The 15,738-nt window shown below is 69.2% G+C and carries 13 protein-coding genes; 12 read left to right on the top strand and 1 reads right to left on the bottom strand.

Annotated features, from left to right (window positions below; translation table 11 throughout):
• The first annotated feature begins 7 nt into the window (after nucleotides 1-7).
• From lptF to AC1HIL_RS19485, 8 genes are all read left to right on the top strand, one after another.
• A complete protein-coding gene (gene lptF, locus AC1HIL_RS19520) occupies nucleotides 8-1,144 on the top strand; it encodes an LPS export ABC transporter permease LptF (RefSeq protein WP_057591734.1) in 1,137 nt (378 codons plus the stop codon).
• The gene (gene lptG, locus AC1HIL_RS19515) at nucleotides 1,141-2,250 is read left to right on the top strand and encodes an LPS export ABC transporter permease LptG (RefSeq protein ID WP_057591735.1); all 1,110 of its coding nucleotides are present in this window, start codon (nucleotides 1,141-1,143) and stop codon (nucleotides 2,248-2,250) included. The genes lptF and lptG overlap by 4 nt, the downstream gene beginning before the upstream one ends.
• Nucleotides 2,250-2,624 carry a sirohydrochlorin chelatase gene (locus tag AC1HIL_RS19510; protein ID WP_479669803.1) on the top strand — a complete coding sequence of 125 codons (375 nt, stop codon included), beginning with the start codon at nucleotides 2,250-2,252 and terminating at the stop codon, nucleotides 2,622-2,624. The genes lptG and AC1HIL_RS19510 overlap by 1 nt, the downstream gene beginning before the upstream one ends.
• A gap of 63 nt (nucleotides 2,625-2,687) precedes the next feature.
• Complete coding sequence (locus AC1HIL_RS19505; protein ID WP_057591737.1) at nucleotides 2,688-3,629, top strand: CysB family HTH-type transcriptional regulator; 942 nt, start codon at nucleotides 2,688-2,690, stop codon at nucleotides 3,627-3,629.
• Nucleotides 3,630-3,672: 43 nt separating this feature from the next.
• Nucleotides 3,673-4,842, top strand: coding sequence for a pyridoxal phosphate-dependent aminotransferase (locus tag AC1HIL_RS19500; RefSeq protein ID WP_479669802.1), 1,170 nt, complete (start codon nucleotides 3,673-3,675; stop codon nucleotides 4,840-4,842).
• Nucleotides 4,843-4,879: 37 nt separating this feature from the next.
• Complete coding sequence (locus tag AC1HIL_RS19495; RefSeq protein WP_296735548.1) at nucleotides 4,880-5,266, top strand: rard protein; 387 nt, start codon at nucleotides 4,880-4,882, stop codon at nucleotides 5,264-5,266.
• A 16-nt stretch (nucleotides 5,267-5,282) separates the two neighbouring features.
• Entirely contained in the window at nucleotides 5,283-5,750 is a 468-nt protein-coding gene (locus AC1HIL_RS19490) for a DUF3592 domain-containing protein (RefSeq protein WP_479669801.1), read from the top strand.
• A gap of 95 nt (nucleotides 5,751-5,845) precedes the next feature.
• Nucleotides 5,846-6,004: a DUF3309 family protein gene (locus AC1HIL_RS19485; RefSeq protein ID WP_082321553.1), complete on the top strand. Its 159-nt coding sequence runs from the start codon at nucleotides 5,846-5,848 to the stop codon at nucleotides 6,002-6,004.
• 106 nt (nucleotides 6,005-6,110) lie between these two features.
• Here the strand turns inward: AC1HIL_RS19485 and hrpA are convergent, their stop codons facing one another.
• Complete coding sequence (hrpA, locus tag AC1HIL_RS19480; RefSeq protein ID WP_412179544.1) at nucleotides 6,111-9,896, bottom strand: ATP-dependent RNA helicase HrpA; 3,786 nt, start codon at nucleotides 9,894-9,896, stop codon at nucleotides 6,111-6,113.
• 491 nt (nucleotides 9,897-10,387) lie between these two features.
• Here hrpA and AC1HIL_RS19475 point away from each other — a divergent pair, with 491 nt between their 5' ends.
• From AC1HIL_RS19475 to dapC, 4 genes are read left to right on the top strand one after another with little or no spacing between them, the layout of a single operon-like run.
• Nucleotides 10,388-12,394, top strand: coding sequence for an AAA family ATPase (locus AC1HIL_RS19475; protein WP_479669800.1), 2,007 nt, complete (start codon nucleotides 10,388-10,390; stop codon nucleotides 12,392-12,394).
• A gap of 43 nt (nucleotides 12,395-12,437) precedes the next feature.
• On the top strand, nucleotides 12,438-13,784 hold the full coding sequence (gene argA, locus AC1HIL_RS19470) for an amino-acid N-acetyltransferase (RefSeq protein WP_057591743.1): 1,347 nt from the start codon (nucleotides 12,438-12,440) through the stop codon (nucleotides 13,782-13,784).
• A gap of 31 nt (nucleotides 13,785-13,815) precedes the next feature.
• The gene (locus AC1HIL_RS19465; protein WP_261205856.1) at nucleotides 13,816-14,451 is read left to right on the top strand and encodes a LysE family translocator; all 636 of its coding nucleotides are present in this window, start codon (nucleotides 13,816-13,818) and stop codon (nucleotides 14,449-14,451) included.
• A gap of 47 nt (nucleotides 14,452-14,498) precedes the next feature.
• Nucleotides 14,499-15,725, top strand: coding sequence for a succinyldiaminopimelate transaminase (dapC, locus tag AC1HIL_RS19460; RefSeq protein WP_479669799.1), 1,227 nt, complete (start codon nucleotides 14,499-14,501; stop codon nucleotides 15,723-15,725).
• Nucleotides 15,726-15,738 lie beyond the last annotated feature (13 nt).

Here is a 15,738-nt window from a genome sequence, read left to right as displayed (position 1 = left end):
TCGAACGATGTTATTCCATTCTTCCCTACGCAAGGAGCTGTCCCGCAGCTTCGGAGCGACCCTCGTGGTCCTGGTCACCATCGTGATGACCATGATGCTCATCCGTACGCTCGGACTGGCCTCCAAGGGCAGCGTGAACCCGTCCGAAGTGTTCCTCGTCATGGCCTACACGGTGCTCGGCTACATGCCGACCATCCTGAGCCTGAGCCTGTTCATCGCCATCGTCGGCACCCTGTCGCGCATGTACCGCGACAGCGAGATGGTGATCTGGTTCTCCAGCGGCCGCGGGCTGTCCGACTTCGTCGAGCCGCTGTTCCGCTTCGCCTGGCCGGTGCTGCTGCTGATCGCCGCCATGGCGCTGATCGGCTGGCCCTGGGCCAACTCGCAGACCATGGGCATGCGCCAGCAGTACGAGCAGCGCGGCGACCTCGAGCGCGTCTCGCCCGGCGAATTCCGTGAATCGGCCGGCCGGCTGCGGGTGTTCTTCATCGACAAGGACTCCGCCGACAGCGCCACCGCCACCAACGTCTTCATCTGGTCGGTCGAGCGCAACCTGCAGATCACGACCTCGGCGCGCAGCGGCCGCATCGAGAACGTCGGCAATTCGCGCTACCTGATGCTGAGCAACGGCCAGCGCCTGGAGCGCCCGCTGCTGCCCAACGGCGCCCTGAAGATCAGCGAATTCGAGACCTACGGCACGCGTGCCGGCGGCAGCAGCGCGGGCTCCAGCGACGCCACGCCGCCGCGCGCTCGCACCACGCTGTCGCTGCTCGGCGACTTCAACACCAGCGCGGCGCGCGGCGAACTCGCCTGGCGCCTGGGCATGCTGCTGGCGGCCATCAACTTCGTGCTGCTGGCCCTGGCCGTCTCCAGCGTCAATCCGCGCGTGGGCCGCAGCGGCAACCTGCTGTTCGCGCTGTTCGCCTTCGTCATCTACTACAACCTGCTGAACCTGGGCCAGAGCTGGATCAGCTCGGGCCGCTACGGCATGGGCGGCTTCATGCTGCTGCTGCACGGCGGCGTGGCGCTGTTCGCCGTCTCCTGGCTGACGCTGCGCAACAACAACTGGACGCGCCGCAAGAACCGCGGCACGGGCGCCGCCCCGCCGCCGCCCTCCACCACCCGGCTGGAGCCCACGCCATGAGAACCATCCGCCGCCTGATCTACATCGAGGCGCTGAAGGCCGTGGCCTTCGTGACGCTCGGCTTCCTGAGCCTGTTCTTCTTCTTCGACTTCGTCGACGAGCTGCAGGCCGTGGGCCGTCCCGAGAGCCTGGCCTACGGGCCGGCGCAGGCGCTGCTCTACGTGACCTTGCTGCTGCCGAGCCATCTCTACGAACTGCTGCCGATCACCGTGCTGATCGGCTGCATCTTCGTGATGGCGCGGCTCGCGCAAAGCTCCGAATACACCATCCTGCGCACCAGCGGCCTCGGCCCCTGGCGCGCGCTGCGCACGCTGCTGGTGCTCGGCCTGGGCTTCGTGGTGCTGACCTTCGCGGTGGGCGACTACCTCGCGCCGGCCGCCGAGCGCGCCGCGCAGCTCGTGAAGTCGCGCTATCAGGGCACCTTCACCTTCGTGGGCAACACCGGTGCCTGGCTCAAGGAGCGGCAGGACAAGGCGTCCTACGCCGTCAACGTGCTGTCGATCTCGCGCAACGGCGCGCTCAAGACCGCGCGCATCTTCGAGTTCGACGACAAGGGCTACCTGCGCAAGCAGATGACCGCCGCCACCGCGCGCATCGAGCGCGGCTACTGGGTGCTGTCGGAGATCGAGCAGCAGGACTACGACACCCGCGCCGCCGAGGGCAAGGCGCACGTCGCCACCACAAAAATGGCCGAACTCAACTGGCCGACTTCGCTGACGGCCGAGATGGTGTCGGTGGCGCTGCTGCGGCCCGACCGCATGAGCACCATCGACCTGTTCGACTACATCCGCCACCTCGACGCCAACGGCCAGACCGCGCAGCGCTACGAGATCGAGTTCTGGCGCAAGGTGTTCTATCCGCTGTCCTGCCTTGTGATGGTGGTGCTCGCCCTGCCCTTCGCCTACCTGCACTTCCGCCAGGCCGGCATCACCACCTACGTGTTCGGCGGCGTGATGATCGGCATCAGCTTCTTCCTGCTGAACAACGTGTTCGGCTACCTCGGCAACCTCAGCAACTGGTCGCCCTGGATCACGGCGGCGGCGCCGGGGCTCATCTACTCGGTGATGTCGCTGGCGGCCTTCAGCTGGCTGGTGCTCAGGCGCTGATGGCCACGCCGACGGTGCAGGGCATCGTGCTGCTGGCGCACGGCTCGCGCGACCCGCGCTGGCGCGCGCCGATCGAGGCCGTGGCGGCACGAACGCAAGCGCTGTCGCCCGAGGCCCGGGTGCGCTGCGCCTACCTCGAGCTGGCCGAGCCCGACCTGCGCACCGCGGCGGCAGCATTGGTCGACGAGGGCGCCCGCGCGATCCGCGTGGTGCCGCTGTTCCTCGGCATGGGCAAGCATGCGCGCGAGGACATCCCGCGCCAGCTCGACGCGCTGCGCGCCGAATGGCCCGCGCTGGCCTTCACGCTCGGCCCCACCGTGGGGGAATCGCCGCAGGTGATCGACCTGCTGGCCCGAATCGCGGTGGAAAACTGAACATCCGGACATTTCCATAGATTCCGAAGGCATAATAAATTCCGCAATAAGACGGAATTTGATATGAATCTGCACCAGTTCAAGTTTGTTCAGGAAGCCGTGCGGCGCAACCTGAACCTGACCGAGGCCGCCAAGGCGCTGCACACCTCCCAGCCCGGAGTGTCGAAGGCGATCATCGAGCTCGAGGAGGAACTCGGCGTGGAAATCTTCGCGCGCCACGGCAAGCGCCTCAAGCGCGTGACCGAGCCGGGCCAGCACGTGATCGCGAGCATCGAGCTGATCATGCGCGAGGTCGGCAACCTCAAGCGCATCGGCGAGCAGTTCAGCGCGCAGGACAGCGGAACGCTGTCGATCGCCACCACCCACACCCAGGCGCGCTACGTGCTGCCGGTGCCGGTGGCCAAGCTGCGCGAGGCCTACCCCAAGGTCAACGTGAGCCTGCACCAGGGCTCGCCCGACCAGGTGGCACGCATGGTGATCGACGAGGTGGCCGAGATCGGCATCGCGACCGAATCGCTCGCCGACTACGCCGAGCTCGTGACCCTGCCCTGCTACGAGTGGCAGCACGTGCTGGTGCTGCCCAAGGAACACCCGCTGGCGACCAAGGAGCGCATCTCGCTCGAGGACCTGGCCTCCGAACCGATCATCACCTACCACCCCTCGTTCACCGGCCGCACGCGCATCGACCATGCCTTCGCGCAGAAGAAGCTCGCGCCGCGCATCGCGCTCGAAGCCATCGACTCCGACGTGATCAAGACCTATGTGCGCCTCGGGCTCGGCGTGGGCATCGTGGCCGAGATGGCGGTGCGCGACGAATCGAACGCCGACCTCGTGGTGCGCCCGATGGGCCAGGTGTTCGGCCAGAACATCGCGCGCGTGGCCTTCAAGCGCAGCGCCTACCTGCGCAACTTCGTGTTCAAGTTCGCCGAGCTGCTGTCCGACCGGCTCGACCGCAACCTGATCGCCAAGGCCCTGAGCGGCCACCAGCAGGACTACGACCTCTGAGCAGCCCACGCGCTCGCCCGACCTTCCTTCCACGCATCCCACCATGAGCACCGCCCCTTCTCCCCGCACGCCCGAGATCGCGTCCAAGCTGCCCGCCGTCGGCACCACCATCTTCACCGTGATGTCCGCGCTCGCGGCCGAGAAGAACGCGGTCAACCTGGGCCAGGGCTTCCCCGATTTCCATTGCGATCCGCAACTGCTCGAGGACGTGACGGCCGCCATGGCCGCGGGCCACAACCAGTACCCGCCGATGCCGGGCATCCCCGCGCTGCGCGATGCCATCGCGGCCAAGATCGAGGCGCTCTACGGCCACCGCTACAGCGCCGCGGCCGAGATCACGGTGACCGCGGGCGCCACGCAGGCGATCATCACGGCCATCCTCGCGGTGGTGCGCGCGGGCGACGAGGTGATCGTGCTCGAGCCCTGCTACGACAGCTACGTGCCCAACATCGAGCTCGCGGGCGGCAGCGTGGTGCGCGTGCCGCTGGTGCCGGGCAGCTTCCGACCCGATTTCGACCGCATCGCCGCCGCTTTAAGCCCACGCACGCGCGCGATCATCATCAACACGCCGCACAACCCCAGCGCCACCGTGTGGACCGAGGCCGAGATGCGCCGGCTCGAGGAACTGCTCGCGCCCACCGAGGTGTTCGTGATCGCCGACGAGGTCTACGAGCACATGGTCTACGACGGCGCGCGCCACGAGAGCGTGGCCCGCTTCCCCGGGCTGGCGGCGCGCAGCTTCATCGTCAGCAGCTTCGGCAAGACCTACCACGTCACCGGCTGGAAGGTCGGCTTCGTGGCCGCGCCGGCGCCGCTGATGGCCGAGTTCCGCAAGGTGCACCAGTTCAACGTGTTCACCGTCAACACGCCGATGCAGCATGCGCTGGCGCGCTACATGGCCAACCCCGCGCCCTACCTCGAGCTGCCGGCCTTCTACCAGCGCAAGCGCGACCTGTTCGCCGCCGGCCTCGCCAGGACCCGCTTCAAGCTGCTGCGCAGCGAAGGCAGCTACTTCCAGTGCGTCGACATCTCGGCGGTCAGCGATCTCTCCGAAGCCGACTTCTGCCTCTGGCTCACGCGCGAGATCGGCGTGGCGGCGATCCCGCTGTCGGCCTTCTACGGCGACGGCTTCGACCAGCGCGTGGTGCGCTTCTGCTTCGCCAAGAAGGACGAGACGCTGGTCGCCGCGCTCGACCGGCTCGCCAAGCTCTGAGCCCATCGACCGGCGCCGGGCCACGGGACCGCACGCGATGAAGGCGCCACGGCTCATCCTCGGCGCGCTGGCGCTGTCCTTCTTCGCCGCCGGCGTGGCCGACGCCTTCGTGCCGATGCTGCCGGGCCGGCAGTACTCGGTCGTCGACATGCTGCACATGCCGCTGATCACCGCGCTGTGCTACGCCTGGTGCCGCGCCGACCTGCTCGCGCGCGGCCAGGTGCCGCGCGGGCGCATCGCGCTGTTCGCGGGCCTGTTCCCGCTGCTGGGCGTGCCCGTGTTCTTCCTGCGCACGCGGCCCTGGCGGCAGGCGCTGCTCGGCCTGCTGCGCACCGTGGGCTTCCTCGCCTTCTGCCTGCTGCTCGCGAGCCTCGGCGGCCTGCTCGGCGACTTCGCCGCGGGCGCCTCGCACCGTGGCGGCTGAGGGAGGCACGCGCGCCATGGCGAATCCCCAGCTTCGCACCCTGCAGAAAATCTTCGGCGGCGTCGGCGCGGCCCTGTTCGTGGTGGCGCTGCTCGTGGCGGCCCACACCCTCTACTTCATCCGCTCCGCGGTACACGCGCCCGGCGAGGTGATCGACCTGCTGCACGTGGAATCGGACGACGACGGCGACGGCACCTGGAAGCCGCGCGTGCGCTTCCGCACGGCCGCAGGCGAGACGATCGAGTTCGAGTCCTCGACCAGCAGCAACCCGCCCTCCTACGAAATCGGCGAAGCGGTGCAGGTGCTGCATGCGCCCGGCAATCCGCGCAACGCGCGCATCGACGGCTTCTTCTCGCTCTGGGGCATGTCCATCGTCTTCGGCGCCATCGGCACGGCCTTCCTGGTGGTCGTGCTGGTGCTCGCCATCGCCGCCGCGGCTACACCGGCGCAGTCCACCCGGCGCGGGCGCCGACGCCCACGGTAGGACAGTCCTGACCGGCGAAGGCGCGGCTCTCTTGCGCTGCGCGCACCCCGGGGTCACGAGCATCGAGGCTCGATAACAACGTCCCTGGAGAAAACATGTCGCTCTCGTTCATCCTGCTGATCGTCCTGATCCTTCTGCTGATCGGCGCGCTGCCGAGCTGGGGACACAGCCGTACCTGGGGCTACGGACCCAGCGGCGGTCTTGGTCTCGTGCTCGTGATCGTGATCATCCTGGTGCTCATGGGCAGGATATGACGCGCGGGCGAGGCGGCACGCCGCCTTGCCCTTCATGACGAGGCGAAGGCCTCTTCGGACGAAGCCCGCGGCAGCGGGCTTTTTCTTTGGAACGTCGAAAGGACCGTCAGGCCTGCAGCTGCGCCCAGGCCTTGTCGAGCCGCTTCACGCTCACCGGCTGCGGCGTGCGCAGTTCCTGCGCGAAGAAGCTCACGCGCAGCTCCTCGAGCAGCCAGCGGAACTCGAGCATGCGGTCGTCGACCACGCCCTTGCGCTCGGCCACCAGCCGCCAGTAGCGCTGCTCCTGCGGCCGCAGCTCGGCCAGCTTGGCGGTGTCGCGCGCCGGGTCGCCGCGCAGCTTGTCGAGCCGCAGCACGATGGCCTTGAGGTAGCGCGCGAAATGCTGCAGCTGCGTCCACGGCGCATCGGCGATGAAGCGCTTGCCGACCAGCTTCTGCAGCTGCTGCGCGGCGTCCTGCACCGACTCGGGCTGGATCTTCGTGTCCTTGATCTTGCGCGCGGCCGCGGCGTACTCCACGAGGATCGTCGCGGCCAGCCGCGCCACCTCGCTGGCGATCAGGGTCAGCCGGCCGCGCCCCTCGTCGAGCCGCCGCTTGAACGCGAACTCGTCGGCCGGCAGCGGCTCCTGCAGGAAGGCACGGTCGATCGCCACTTCGACGATCTGCGCGCGCAGCTCGTCGGCGGTGCCCAGCGGCATGTAGGCCACGGCCATCTTCTGCAGGTCGGGGATGTTCTTCTCGAGGTACTTGAGCGCGTCCTTGAGCTGCAGCGCGAACAGCCGTCGCAGGCCCGCGCGGTGCTTCGCGGCCGCGACCGCGGGTTCGTCGAAGACCTCGATCGTGACGGCATCGCCCTCGTCGCGCAGCGCGGGAAAGCCCACCAGCGACTGGGCGCCGCGGCGCACCTCCATCAGCTCGGGCAGTTCGCCGAAGCTCCAGGCGGTGTAGCGCTGGCCGGCCGGCAGCGCCGGCGTGGCGGGCGCGGCCGGCGCGGCCTCCTGGGCGCGGCGCGCGTCGGCGGGCGCCGCGGTCTTGGCGGGTTCGGCCGAGGCCTTCACGTTGAGTCCGGCCAGCGCCTGGAACGCACCGCGGGCCTTCGCGCCGAGCTCGGCCTTGAGCGCGCCGAGGTTGCGCCCCATGCCGAGCTGGCGGCCGTGCTCGTCGACCACGCGCAGGTTCATGAACAGGTGCGGCGCGAGCATGTCGAGCTTGAAGTCGGCGCGCTTCACGTCGATGCTGGTCATGTCGCGCACGCGCTTGAGCAGCACGTCGGTCAGCGAGCCCGTGCCGAACAGCTCGGGCGCCGACAGCGCCTCGGCCAGCTTCGCCGCCGACTCGGGCAGCGGCACCAGCCGCGAGCGCGGACGCTGCGGCAGGCTCTTGAGCAGCGCCTGGATCTTGTCCTTGAGCATGCCCGTCACCAGCCATTCGCAGCGTTCCTCGCTGACCTGGTTGAGCACGAACAGCGGCACGCTGACCGTGAGGCCGTCCTTGGCATCGCCGGGTTCGTGCAGGTAGCTCGCGGCGCAGTCCACGCCGCCGAGCCGCAAGGTGGGCGGGAACGACTGGGTGGTGATGCCGGCCGCCTGGTGGCGCATCAGCTCGTCGCGCGTGAGGAACAGCAGGCGCGGCTGCTCCTTCGAGGCCTGCCGGTACCAGTTCTCGAAGGTCGTGCCGCTGGCCACGTCGGCCGGCAGCTGCGCGTCGTAGAAGGCGAAGATCAGCTCGTCGTCGACCAGCACGTCCTGCCGGCGCGACTTGTGCTCGAGGCCCTCGACCTCGCGCACCAGCTTGCGGTTGGCCGCGAGGAACGGAAAGCGGCTGTCCCACTGCCCGCCGACCAGCGCCTCGCGGATGAAGATCTCGCGCGCGGCGACCGGGTCGACGCGCGTGAAGTCGACGCGCCGGCCGCTGTAGACCACCAGGCCGTAGAGCGTGGCGCGCTCGAGCGCGGCCACCTGCGCGTTCTTCTTCTCCCAGTGCGGATCGAGCAGCTGCTTCTTCAGCAGATGGCCGCCCACCTGCTCGAGCCACTGCGGCTCGATGTTGGCGATGCCGCGGCCGAACAGCCGCGTGGTCTCGACCAGCTCGGCCGCCACGATCCAGCGCCCGGGCTTCTTCTTCAGGTGCGCGCCGGGGTGCTTGTAGAACTTGATGCCGCGCGCGCCGAGGTAGGCCTCGTCGTCCTCGAGCTTCCAGCCGATGTTGCCGAGCAGGCCCGCGAGCATCGACAGGTGCAGCGGCTCGTAGCCCGCGGGCTCGGCATTGATGCGCCACTTGTGCTCGGTGACCACCGTGAGCAGCTGCGAATGGATGTCGCGCCATTCGCGCACGCGGCGCACGTTGATGAAGTTCTGGCGCAGCAACTGCTCGTACTGGCGGTTGCTGAGCTTGTGGCTGTCGCCGTGGCCGCCGCGCGCGTCGGCGATCCACTTCCACAGCCGCAGGTAGCCGCTGAACTCGCTCTTCTCGTCATCGAACTTCGAATGCGCCTGGTCGGCCTGCTGCTGCGCTTCCATCGGGCGGTCGCGCACGTCCTGCACGCTGAGCGCCGAGGCGATCACCAGCACCTCCTCGAGCGCGCCGCGCGCACGGGCCTCGAGGATCATGCGGCCCACGCGCGGGTCGAGCGGCAGCTTGGCGAGCTCGGCGCCGGTGGCGGTCAGCTCGTTGGCATCGTCGACCGCGCCGAGCTCGTTGAGCAGCTGGTAGCCGTCGGCGATGGCGCGCGGCGACGGCGCCTCGAGGAAGGGAAAGCGCGACACGTCGCCCAGCCGCAGCGACTTCATGCGCAGGATCACGCCCGCCAGCGACGAGCGCAGGATCTCGGGATCGGTGAAGCGCGGCCGGCCCTCGAAGTCCTTCTCGTCGTAGAGGCGGATGCAGATGCCGTTGGCCACGCGGCCGCAGCGGCCCGCGCGCTGGTTGGCGGCGGCCTGGCTGATCGGCTCGACCAGCAGTTGCTCGACCTTGCTGCGGAAGCTGTAGCGCTTCACGCGCGCCGTGCCCGCGTCGATCACGTAGCGGATGCCCGGCACGGTGAGCGAGGTCTCGGCCACGTTGGTGGCCAGCACGATGCGCCGGCCGGTGTGGCCGTCGAAGATGCGGTCCTGCTCGGCCTGCGACAGCCGCGCGAACAGCGGCAGCACCTCGGCATTGCGGTAGAGCGGCTGGTGCGTGAGGTGCCGGCGCAGGTGGTCGGCAGCCTCGCGGATCTCGCGCTCGCCGGGCAGGAAGACCAGGATGTCGCCCGCATGGTGCGGATCGCGCCAGAGCTCGTCGACGCCGTCGGCGATGGCGTCGTTGAGGTCGTGGTCGCGCGATTCCTCGAAGGGCCGGTAGCGCTGCTCCACGGGGAAGGTGCGGCCCGACACGAACACCGTAGGCGCCGGTCCCTTGGCCGAGGCGAAGTGCTGGGCGAAGCGGTCGGCGTCGATGGTCGCCGAGGTCACGATCACCTTGAGGTCGGGCCGCCGCGGCAGGATCTCGCGCAGGTAGCCGAGCAGGAAGTCGATGTTCAGCGAGCGCTCGTGGGCCTCGTCGATGATGATGGTGTCGTAGGCCTTGAGCAGCGGGTCGGTCTGCGTCTCGGCCAGCAGGATGCCGTCGGTCATCAGCTTGACCGAGGCATCGCGCGACAGGCGGTCCTGGAAGCGCACCTTGAAGCCGACCACCTCGCCCAGCGGCGTCTTGAGTTCCTCCGCGATGCGCTTGGCCACCGAGCTCGCGGCGATGCGGCGCGGCTGCGTGTGGCCGATGAGGCGGCCCTTGCCGGGCTCTGCATTGAGCTTGCCGCGGCCCAGCGCCAGCGCGATCTTCGGCAACTGCGTGGTCTTGCCCGAGCCGGTCTCGCCGCAGACGATCACCACCTGGTGCGCCTGGATGGCGGCCATGATCTCGTCGCGCCGGGCCGAGACCGGCAGCGATTCGGGGAAGTCGATGCGAAGGGGGGAAGTCGTCGTGGTCGTCAAGGGAGGGGGTCGCAAGCGCAGGCGCCCGTGCTCTTCGGGCAAACCGTCGATTATCGGCGCGCACCACGGATGTTGCAGCGCTTCCACACCGCGGCGTAAATATTCTTTACGCGCCGGCCGCGCGCCGCTACGATCGCGGCCATGACCACCATCCTTGTACCCCCCTCGCTGCGTTCACGCGCAGGCCACGTGATTGCACGTGGCGGGGTCAAGTCGACCCGCCCGGCCTGACGAAGCCCGCGCGCGCCGCGTTCCCTCCCCTCACGGAACGCCGCCGCCCGCACGCTTCGGAAGCGATCCGAAGCGCGCCGCCCTGATCCCTCCCAGTGCATCGCATGCAGCCCTCCCCGTTCGCGGGGAAGCGGCCGCGTTCCCGTCTCCCGACCATTCATCCGAAGAAGAAAAAGACCGCCATGTCCAACGACATCCATTCCGACCTGCATGCGACGCTGGCCCAGCGATCGCGCCACCTGCAGGCCGTGGCCCAATCGCTGAAGACCGAGCTCTTCGGCATCGACGACATCATCGATCGCGTGATCGATTCGCTGCGCGCCTGGTACGTGCTGCCGCAGCTCATCGGCCGCCCGGTCGTGATCTGCCTGTGGGGCCTCACGGGCACCGGCAAGACGCAGCTGGTGCGCCGCCTGGCTCAGCACCTGGGCTTCTACGACCGCTTCATCGAAGTGCAGATGGACGGCTTCAGCCACGGCTCGGGCCACCGCAGTGCCGGCTCGATCTCGGCCATGCTGGCCGAGTCGGGCATCGCCGAGGGCGAGCGCGGCATCCTCGTGCTCGACGAGTTCCAGCGCTTTCGCACCGTCGACAAGCGCGGCAAGGAGACCAAGGTCGAGCGCTACCAGGACGTCTGGGCGCTGCTGTCCGACGGCCGCCTGCCGCCCTCGCTGTCGGTGCTCGGCGAGATCGAGTCCTCGCTGGCCTGGGCCGAGTACGACCAGGATCGCAAGAGCGCGGACGAAGACGATGAGGAAGACGACGAGAAGGACGGCAAGCCGCGCCGCAAGCGCCGGCTGCAGCTCTCGCCGTGGGAAGCGCAGGAGTTCAAGCGCTGCCTCAAGCTGCGCGAATCGCTGCTCGAGATCATGACCTGGAAGCCGGCCGAGATCCAGGAACGGCTGCGCGCCTTTCGCGCCTCGCAGCAGAGCTGGGAGAGCGACTACTCGAAGCTGCTGGTGTTCGTCTCGGGCAACCTCGACGAGATGTATGCCGAGACCGCCAGGCGGGTCGAGGACTGCGACACCGACGCCGACATCTTCCACGCGCTGACGAAGAAGCTCTCGCTGATCGACGTCAAGAAGGCGCTGGCCGAGCGCTTCAAGCCCGAGCAGATCGCGCGGCTGGGCAACGACCACGTGATCTACCCCTCGTTCGACCGCGCGACCTACGTGCGGCTGATCCTCTCGATCTGCGACCGCTACGTGGGCGAGATCCAGGAGAGCTCGGGCGTGCGCTTCGTGCTCGACGCCAGCGTCTACGAGCAGATCTACGCCAACGCGGTGTTCCCCGCGCAGGGCACGCGGCCGCTGTTCTCGTCGATCCACGCGATCCTCAGCGCGACCCTGGTCAATGCCGCGCTCTGGGCGCTCGAGCAGGGCGCCAACGGCGCCGAGCCGGTGTGGCTGATGCTCGACGCGGGCGACGGCGCGCAGGGCCAGGCGAGGATGGTGGCGCGCCATCGCCTCGCGCGGCGCGAGTTCCCGGTGGTGCTCGAGCTCAACCGGATCAAGCAGCGCGCCAATGCCGACTTCCGCGCGCTGCTGGCGGTGCACGAGGCCGGCCACGGGCTGGTCTATGCGCTGCTGTTCGGCCGCGCGCCGCAGGAGATCCGCATCAACGTGGCCTCGTTCGAGGGCGGCTACAACAGCTACGTGAAGCGCAAGGCCTGGTCGAAGCAGAACACGCTCGACAGCATCTGCGTGAGCCTGGCCGGCCGCGCGGCCGAGCGGCTGGTGTTCGGCGACGCCGGTGCCACCACCGGCGCCGAGCAGGATCTCGCGCAGGCCACCGCGACCGCGGCGCGCCACGTGCGGCACCACGGCTTCGGCAGCCGCTGGAGCCGCACCGATGTGACCACCGACGCCAACGACAACCTCAACACCGACGTGGCGGCCACCAACCGGGAGATCGAGCAGATCCTGGCGCGCGAGCACATCCGCGCGCTCGAGCTGATCGAGTCGCACGCGACGGCCTTCCTCGCGGTGGTCGATGCACTGATGGCGCGAGGCTCGATCGCGCCGGCCGAACTCGCCGGGCTGCTCGGCCTGCCGCTGGCCGCGGCGGCACCGGCGGCCGCGCCGGAGCCCGAGCCGCTGGAGGCCTACGCCACGCAGCTCGCGTCGTTCAAGGCCCGCGGCACGCCGCCGGCCGGGGCCGCCGCGCGGCTGCTTCGCGCCCTGGCCTGATGCGCTGCACCAAAACGCGTCCAAGAATGCACAATCACGCCCCATGTCGACCGTCTTCAATTTCACCTTCGTGCCCTGGTTCCGCTCCGTCGCGCCCTACATCCACACGCACCGTGGCAAGACCTTCGTGGTCGGGCTCGCGGGCGAGGCGATCGCGGCCGGCAAGCTCCAGAGCATCGCGCAGGACCTGGCCCTGATCCAGAGCATGGGCGTGAAGATCGTGCTGGTGCACGGCTTCCGCCCGCAGGTCAACGAGCAGCTCGCCGCCAAGGGCCACGAGGCCAAGTACTCGCACGGCATCCGCATCACCGACGCGGTGGCGCTCGACTCGGCGCAGGAAGCCGCGGGCCAGCTGCGCTACGAGATCGAGGCCGCGTTCAGCCAGGGGCTGCCGAACACGCCGATGGCGGGCTCGACGGTGCGCGTGATCTCGGGCAACTTCATCACCGCGCGGCCCGTGGGCGTGGTCGACGGCGTGGACTTCAAGCATTCGGGGCTGGTGCGCAAGGTCGACTCCACCAGCATCCGCCGCACGCTCGATTTCGGCGCCATGGTGCTGATCTCGCCGTTCGGCTTCTCGCCCACCGGCGAGGCCTTCAACCTCACGATGGAGGACGTGGCCACCAGCGTGGCGATCGCGCTGCAGGCCGACAAGCTGATCTTCCTGACCGAGATTCCCGGCATCCGCATGGACAGCGAGCTGCCCGAGAGCGAGGACAACCCGATCGACACCGAGCTGCCGCTGGACGCCGCCGAGAAGCTGCTGGCCTCGCTGCCGCCGCCGCAGAAGCCGACCGACACCGCCTTCTACCTGCAGCACTGCGTGAAGGCCTGCAAGGCCGGCGTGGAGCGCAACCACATCCTGCCGTTCGCGCTCGACGGCTCGCTGCTGCTCGAGGTCTACGTGCACGACGGCGTGGGCACCATGGTGATCGACGAGAAGCTCGAGAGCCTGCGCGAGGCGACCGTGGACGACATCGGCGGCATCCTGCAACTGATCGAGCCCTTCGAGCGCGACGGCACGCTGGTCAAGCGCGACCGCACCGAGATCGAGCGCGACATCCACCAGTACACGGTGGTCGAGCACGACGGCGTGATCTTCGGCTGCGCCGCGCTCTATCCCTATCCCGAGGCCAAGACCGCCGAGATGGCCGCGCTCACCGTCTCGCCGCAGTCGCAGGCCCAGGGCGACGGCGAACGCATCCTCAAGCACATCGAGCACCGCGCCAAGGCCATGGGCATCGAGAGCCTGTTCGTGCTCACCACCCGCACCATGCACTGGTTCCTCAAGCGCGGCTTCCAGCAGGTCAACCCCGACTGGCTGCCCGAGGCGCGCAAGCGCAAGTACAACTGGGACCGCAAGAGCCAGGTGCTGGTGAAGAAGATCTGAACCCTTCCATCGATTCCGCGCGCGAGAAACCATGACGCTCACCACCGCCTTGCTGTTCTCCATCGTGGCCCTGGCGGCCATCGCCACGCCCGGCCCCACCGTGCTGCTGGCGCTGAGCAACGGCTCGCGCCGCGGCGTGCGCGGCGCGCTGCCGGGCATGTTCGGCGCGATGCTGTCGGACTTCGTGCTGGTGGGCGCGGTGGCGCTGGGCCTGGGCGCGCTGCTCGCGGCCTCGGAATTCTGGTTCTCGATGCTCAAGTGGGTGGGCGCGGCCTACCTCGCCTGGCTCGGCGTCCGCATGCTGCGCTCGAAGGGCGGCAGCTTCGAGCGGCCCGCCGAGGGCGCGGCCGCCGCGCCGGGCAGCGGCCGGCAGGTCTTCCTCAAGTCCTTCCTGGTGGCGGTGACCAATCCCAAGGGCTATCTGTTCTGCTCGGCCCTGCTGCCGCAGTTCATCGATCCCGCCGCGTCGCAGGGCATGCAGTACGCGATCATCGCGGTGCTGTTCGCAGGCCTCGACATGGCCGTGATGCTGGTCTATGCCTTCGTCGGCGCCAAGGCGATGCAGCTGCTGACCGCGCGCGCCGCGCGCTGGATTGACCGCACCTGCGGCGCGATGCTGCTGGCGCTGGCCGGCTCGCTGGCCTTCTACCGCCGCGCCACGCCCTGAGCCCGCGCCGGGGCGGCGGCGGCCCGTGTCGCCGATAATCGCGCCCCATGAATCCCCTGCTTTCCAGGCTCCAGCCCTATCCCTTCGAACGGCTGAAGCAGCTGTTCGCCGGCGTCACGCCGAACCCCGACCTGAAGCCCATCAGCCTCGGCATCGGCGAACCCAAGCACGCGACCCCCGAATTCATCAAGGAAGCCCTGAGCGCCGGCCTCGGCGCGCTGGCCGCCTACCCCGCCACCGCCGGCGACCTGAAGCTGCGCACCTCGTTCTCCGACTGGCTGCGCACCCGCTATGGCCTGGCGCTCGACCCGGCCACCCAGGTGCTGCCGGTCAACGGCTCGCGCGAGGCGTTGTTCTCGCTGGCCCAGACCGTGATCGACCCCAGCGACACGGCCCGTCCGCCGGTGGTGATCTCGCCCAACCCGTTCTACCAGATCTACGAGGGCGCGGCCTTCCTCTCGGGCGCCGAGCCCTACTACGCGCCCAGCGTGCCCGCGCGCAACTTCGCGGTCGACTGGGACAGCGTGCCCGAGGCGATCTGGCAGCGCACCCAGCTGGTCTTCGTCTGCTCGCCCGGCAACCCCACGGGCGCCGTGATGCCGCTGGACGAATGGCGCAAGCTGTTCGAGCTCTCGGAGCGCCACGGTTTCGTGATCGCCGCCGATGAGTGCTACAGCGAGATCTACTTCCGCGACGAGCCGCCGCTCGGCGGGCTGGAGGCGGCGGCCAGGCTTGGCCGCGGCGACTTCAAGAACCTGGTCGCTCTGACCTCGCTGTCCAAGCGCAGCAACGTGCCGGGCCTGCGCAGCGGCTTCGTCGCGGGCGACGCCGAGATACTCAAGAAATTCCTGCTCTACCGCACCTACCACGGCAGCGCCATGAGCGGCGTCGTGGCCGCGGCCAGCATCGCCGCCTGGGGCGACGAGGAACACGTGGTGCGCAACCGCGAGATGTACCGCGCCAAGTTCGCGGCCGTCACGCCGCTGCTCGAGCCGGTGCTCGACGTGCGCCTGCCCGACGCCAGCTTCTACCTCTGGGCCGGCGTGCCCGAAGTGTGGGCCGGCGACGACGAAGGCTTCGCCCGCGCCCTTCACGCTCAATACAATGTCACGGTTTTGCCGGGGAGCTATCTGGCACGCGACACGCACGGCCCGCAGGGCGGCGCCCCCGTCAACCCGGGCAAGGGCCGCATCCGCATGGCACTGGTGGCCGAGACCGCCGAGTGCGTCGAGGCGGCCGAGCGCATCGTGCGCTTCGTGCAGGGCGGCCGCTGATCCTGCCTCTCCC

This window comes from Variovorax sp. ISS6 (genome assembly GCF_056523145.1).
The sequence above is the reverse complement of the archived record's forward strand: the minus strand, read 5'-3'. Positions and strand labels throughout refer to the sequence as shown.

Coding starts and splice junctions, on each gene's coding strand:
- AC1HIL_RS19475 (WP_479669800.1), top strand. CDS start 10,388: ATGTCCAACGACATCCATTCCGACCTGCATGCGACGCTGGCCCAGCGA.
- AC1HIL_RS19495 (WP_296735548.1), top strand. CDS start 4,880: ATGAAGGCGCCACGGCTCATCCTCGGCGCGCTGGCGCTGTCCTTCTTC.
- AC1HIL_RS19510 (WP_479669803.1), top strand. CDS start 2,250: ATGGCCACGCCGACGGTGCAGGGCATCGTGCTGCTGGCGCACGGCTCG.
- AC1HIL_RS19485 (WP_082321553.1), top strand. CDS start 5,846: ATGTCGCTCTCGTTCATCCTGCTGATCGTCCTGATCCTTCTGCTGATC.
- AC1HIL_RS19500 (WP_479669802.1), top strand. CDS start 3,673: ATGAGCACCGCCCCTTCTCCCCGCACGCCCGAGATCGCGTCCAAGCTG.
- AC1HIL_RS19465 (WP_261205856.1), top strand. CDS start 13,816: ATGACGCTCACCACCGCCTTGCTGTTCTCCATCGTGGCCCTGGCGGCC.
- dapC (WP_479669799.1), top strand. CDS start 14,499: ATGAATCCCCTGCTTTCCAGGCTCCAGCCCTATCCCTTCGAACGGCTG.
- lptF (WP_057591734.1), top strand. CDS start 8: ATGTTATTCCATTCTTCCCTACGCAAGGAGCTGTCCCGCAGCTTCGGA.
- AC1HIL_RS19490 (WP_479669801.1), top strand. CDS start 5,283: ATGGCGAATCCCCAGCTTCGCACCCTGCAGAAAATCTTCGGCGGCGTC.
- AC1HIL_RS19505 (WP_057591737.1), top strand. CDS start 2,688: ATGAATCTGCACCAGTTCAAGTTTGTTCAGGAAGCCGTGCGGCGCAAC.
- hrpA (WP_412179544.1), bottom strand. CDS start 9,896: ATGGCCGCCATCCAGGCGCACCAGGTGGTGATCGTCTGCGGCGAGACC.
- lptG (WP_057591735.1), top strand. CDS start 1,141: ATGAGAACCATCCGCCGCCTGATCTACATCGAGGCGCTGAAGGCCGTG.
- argA (WP_057591743.1), top strand. CDS start 12,438: ATGTCGACCGTCTTCAATTTCACCTTCGTGCCCTGGTTCCGCTCCGTC.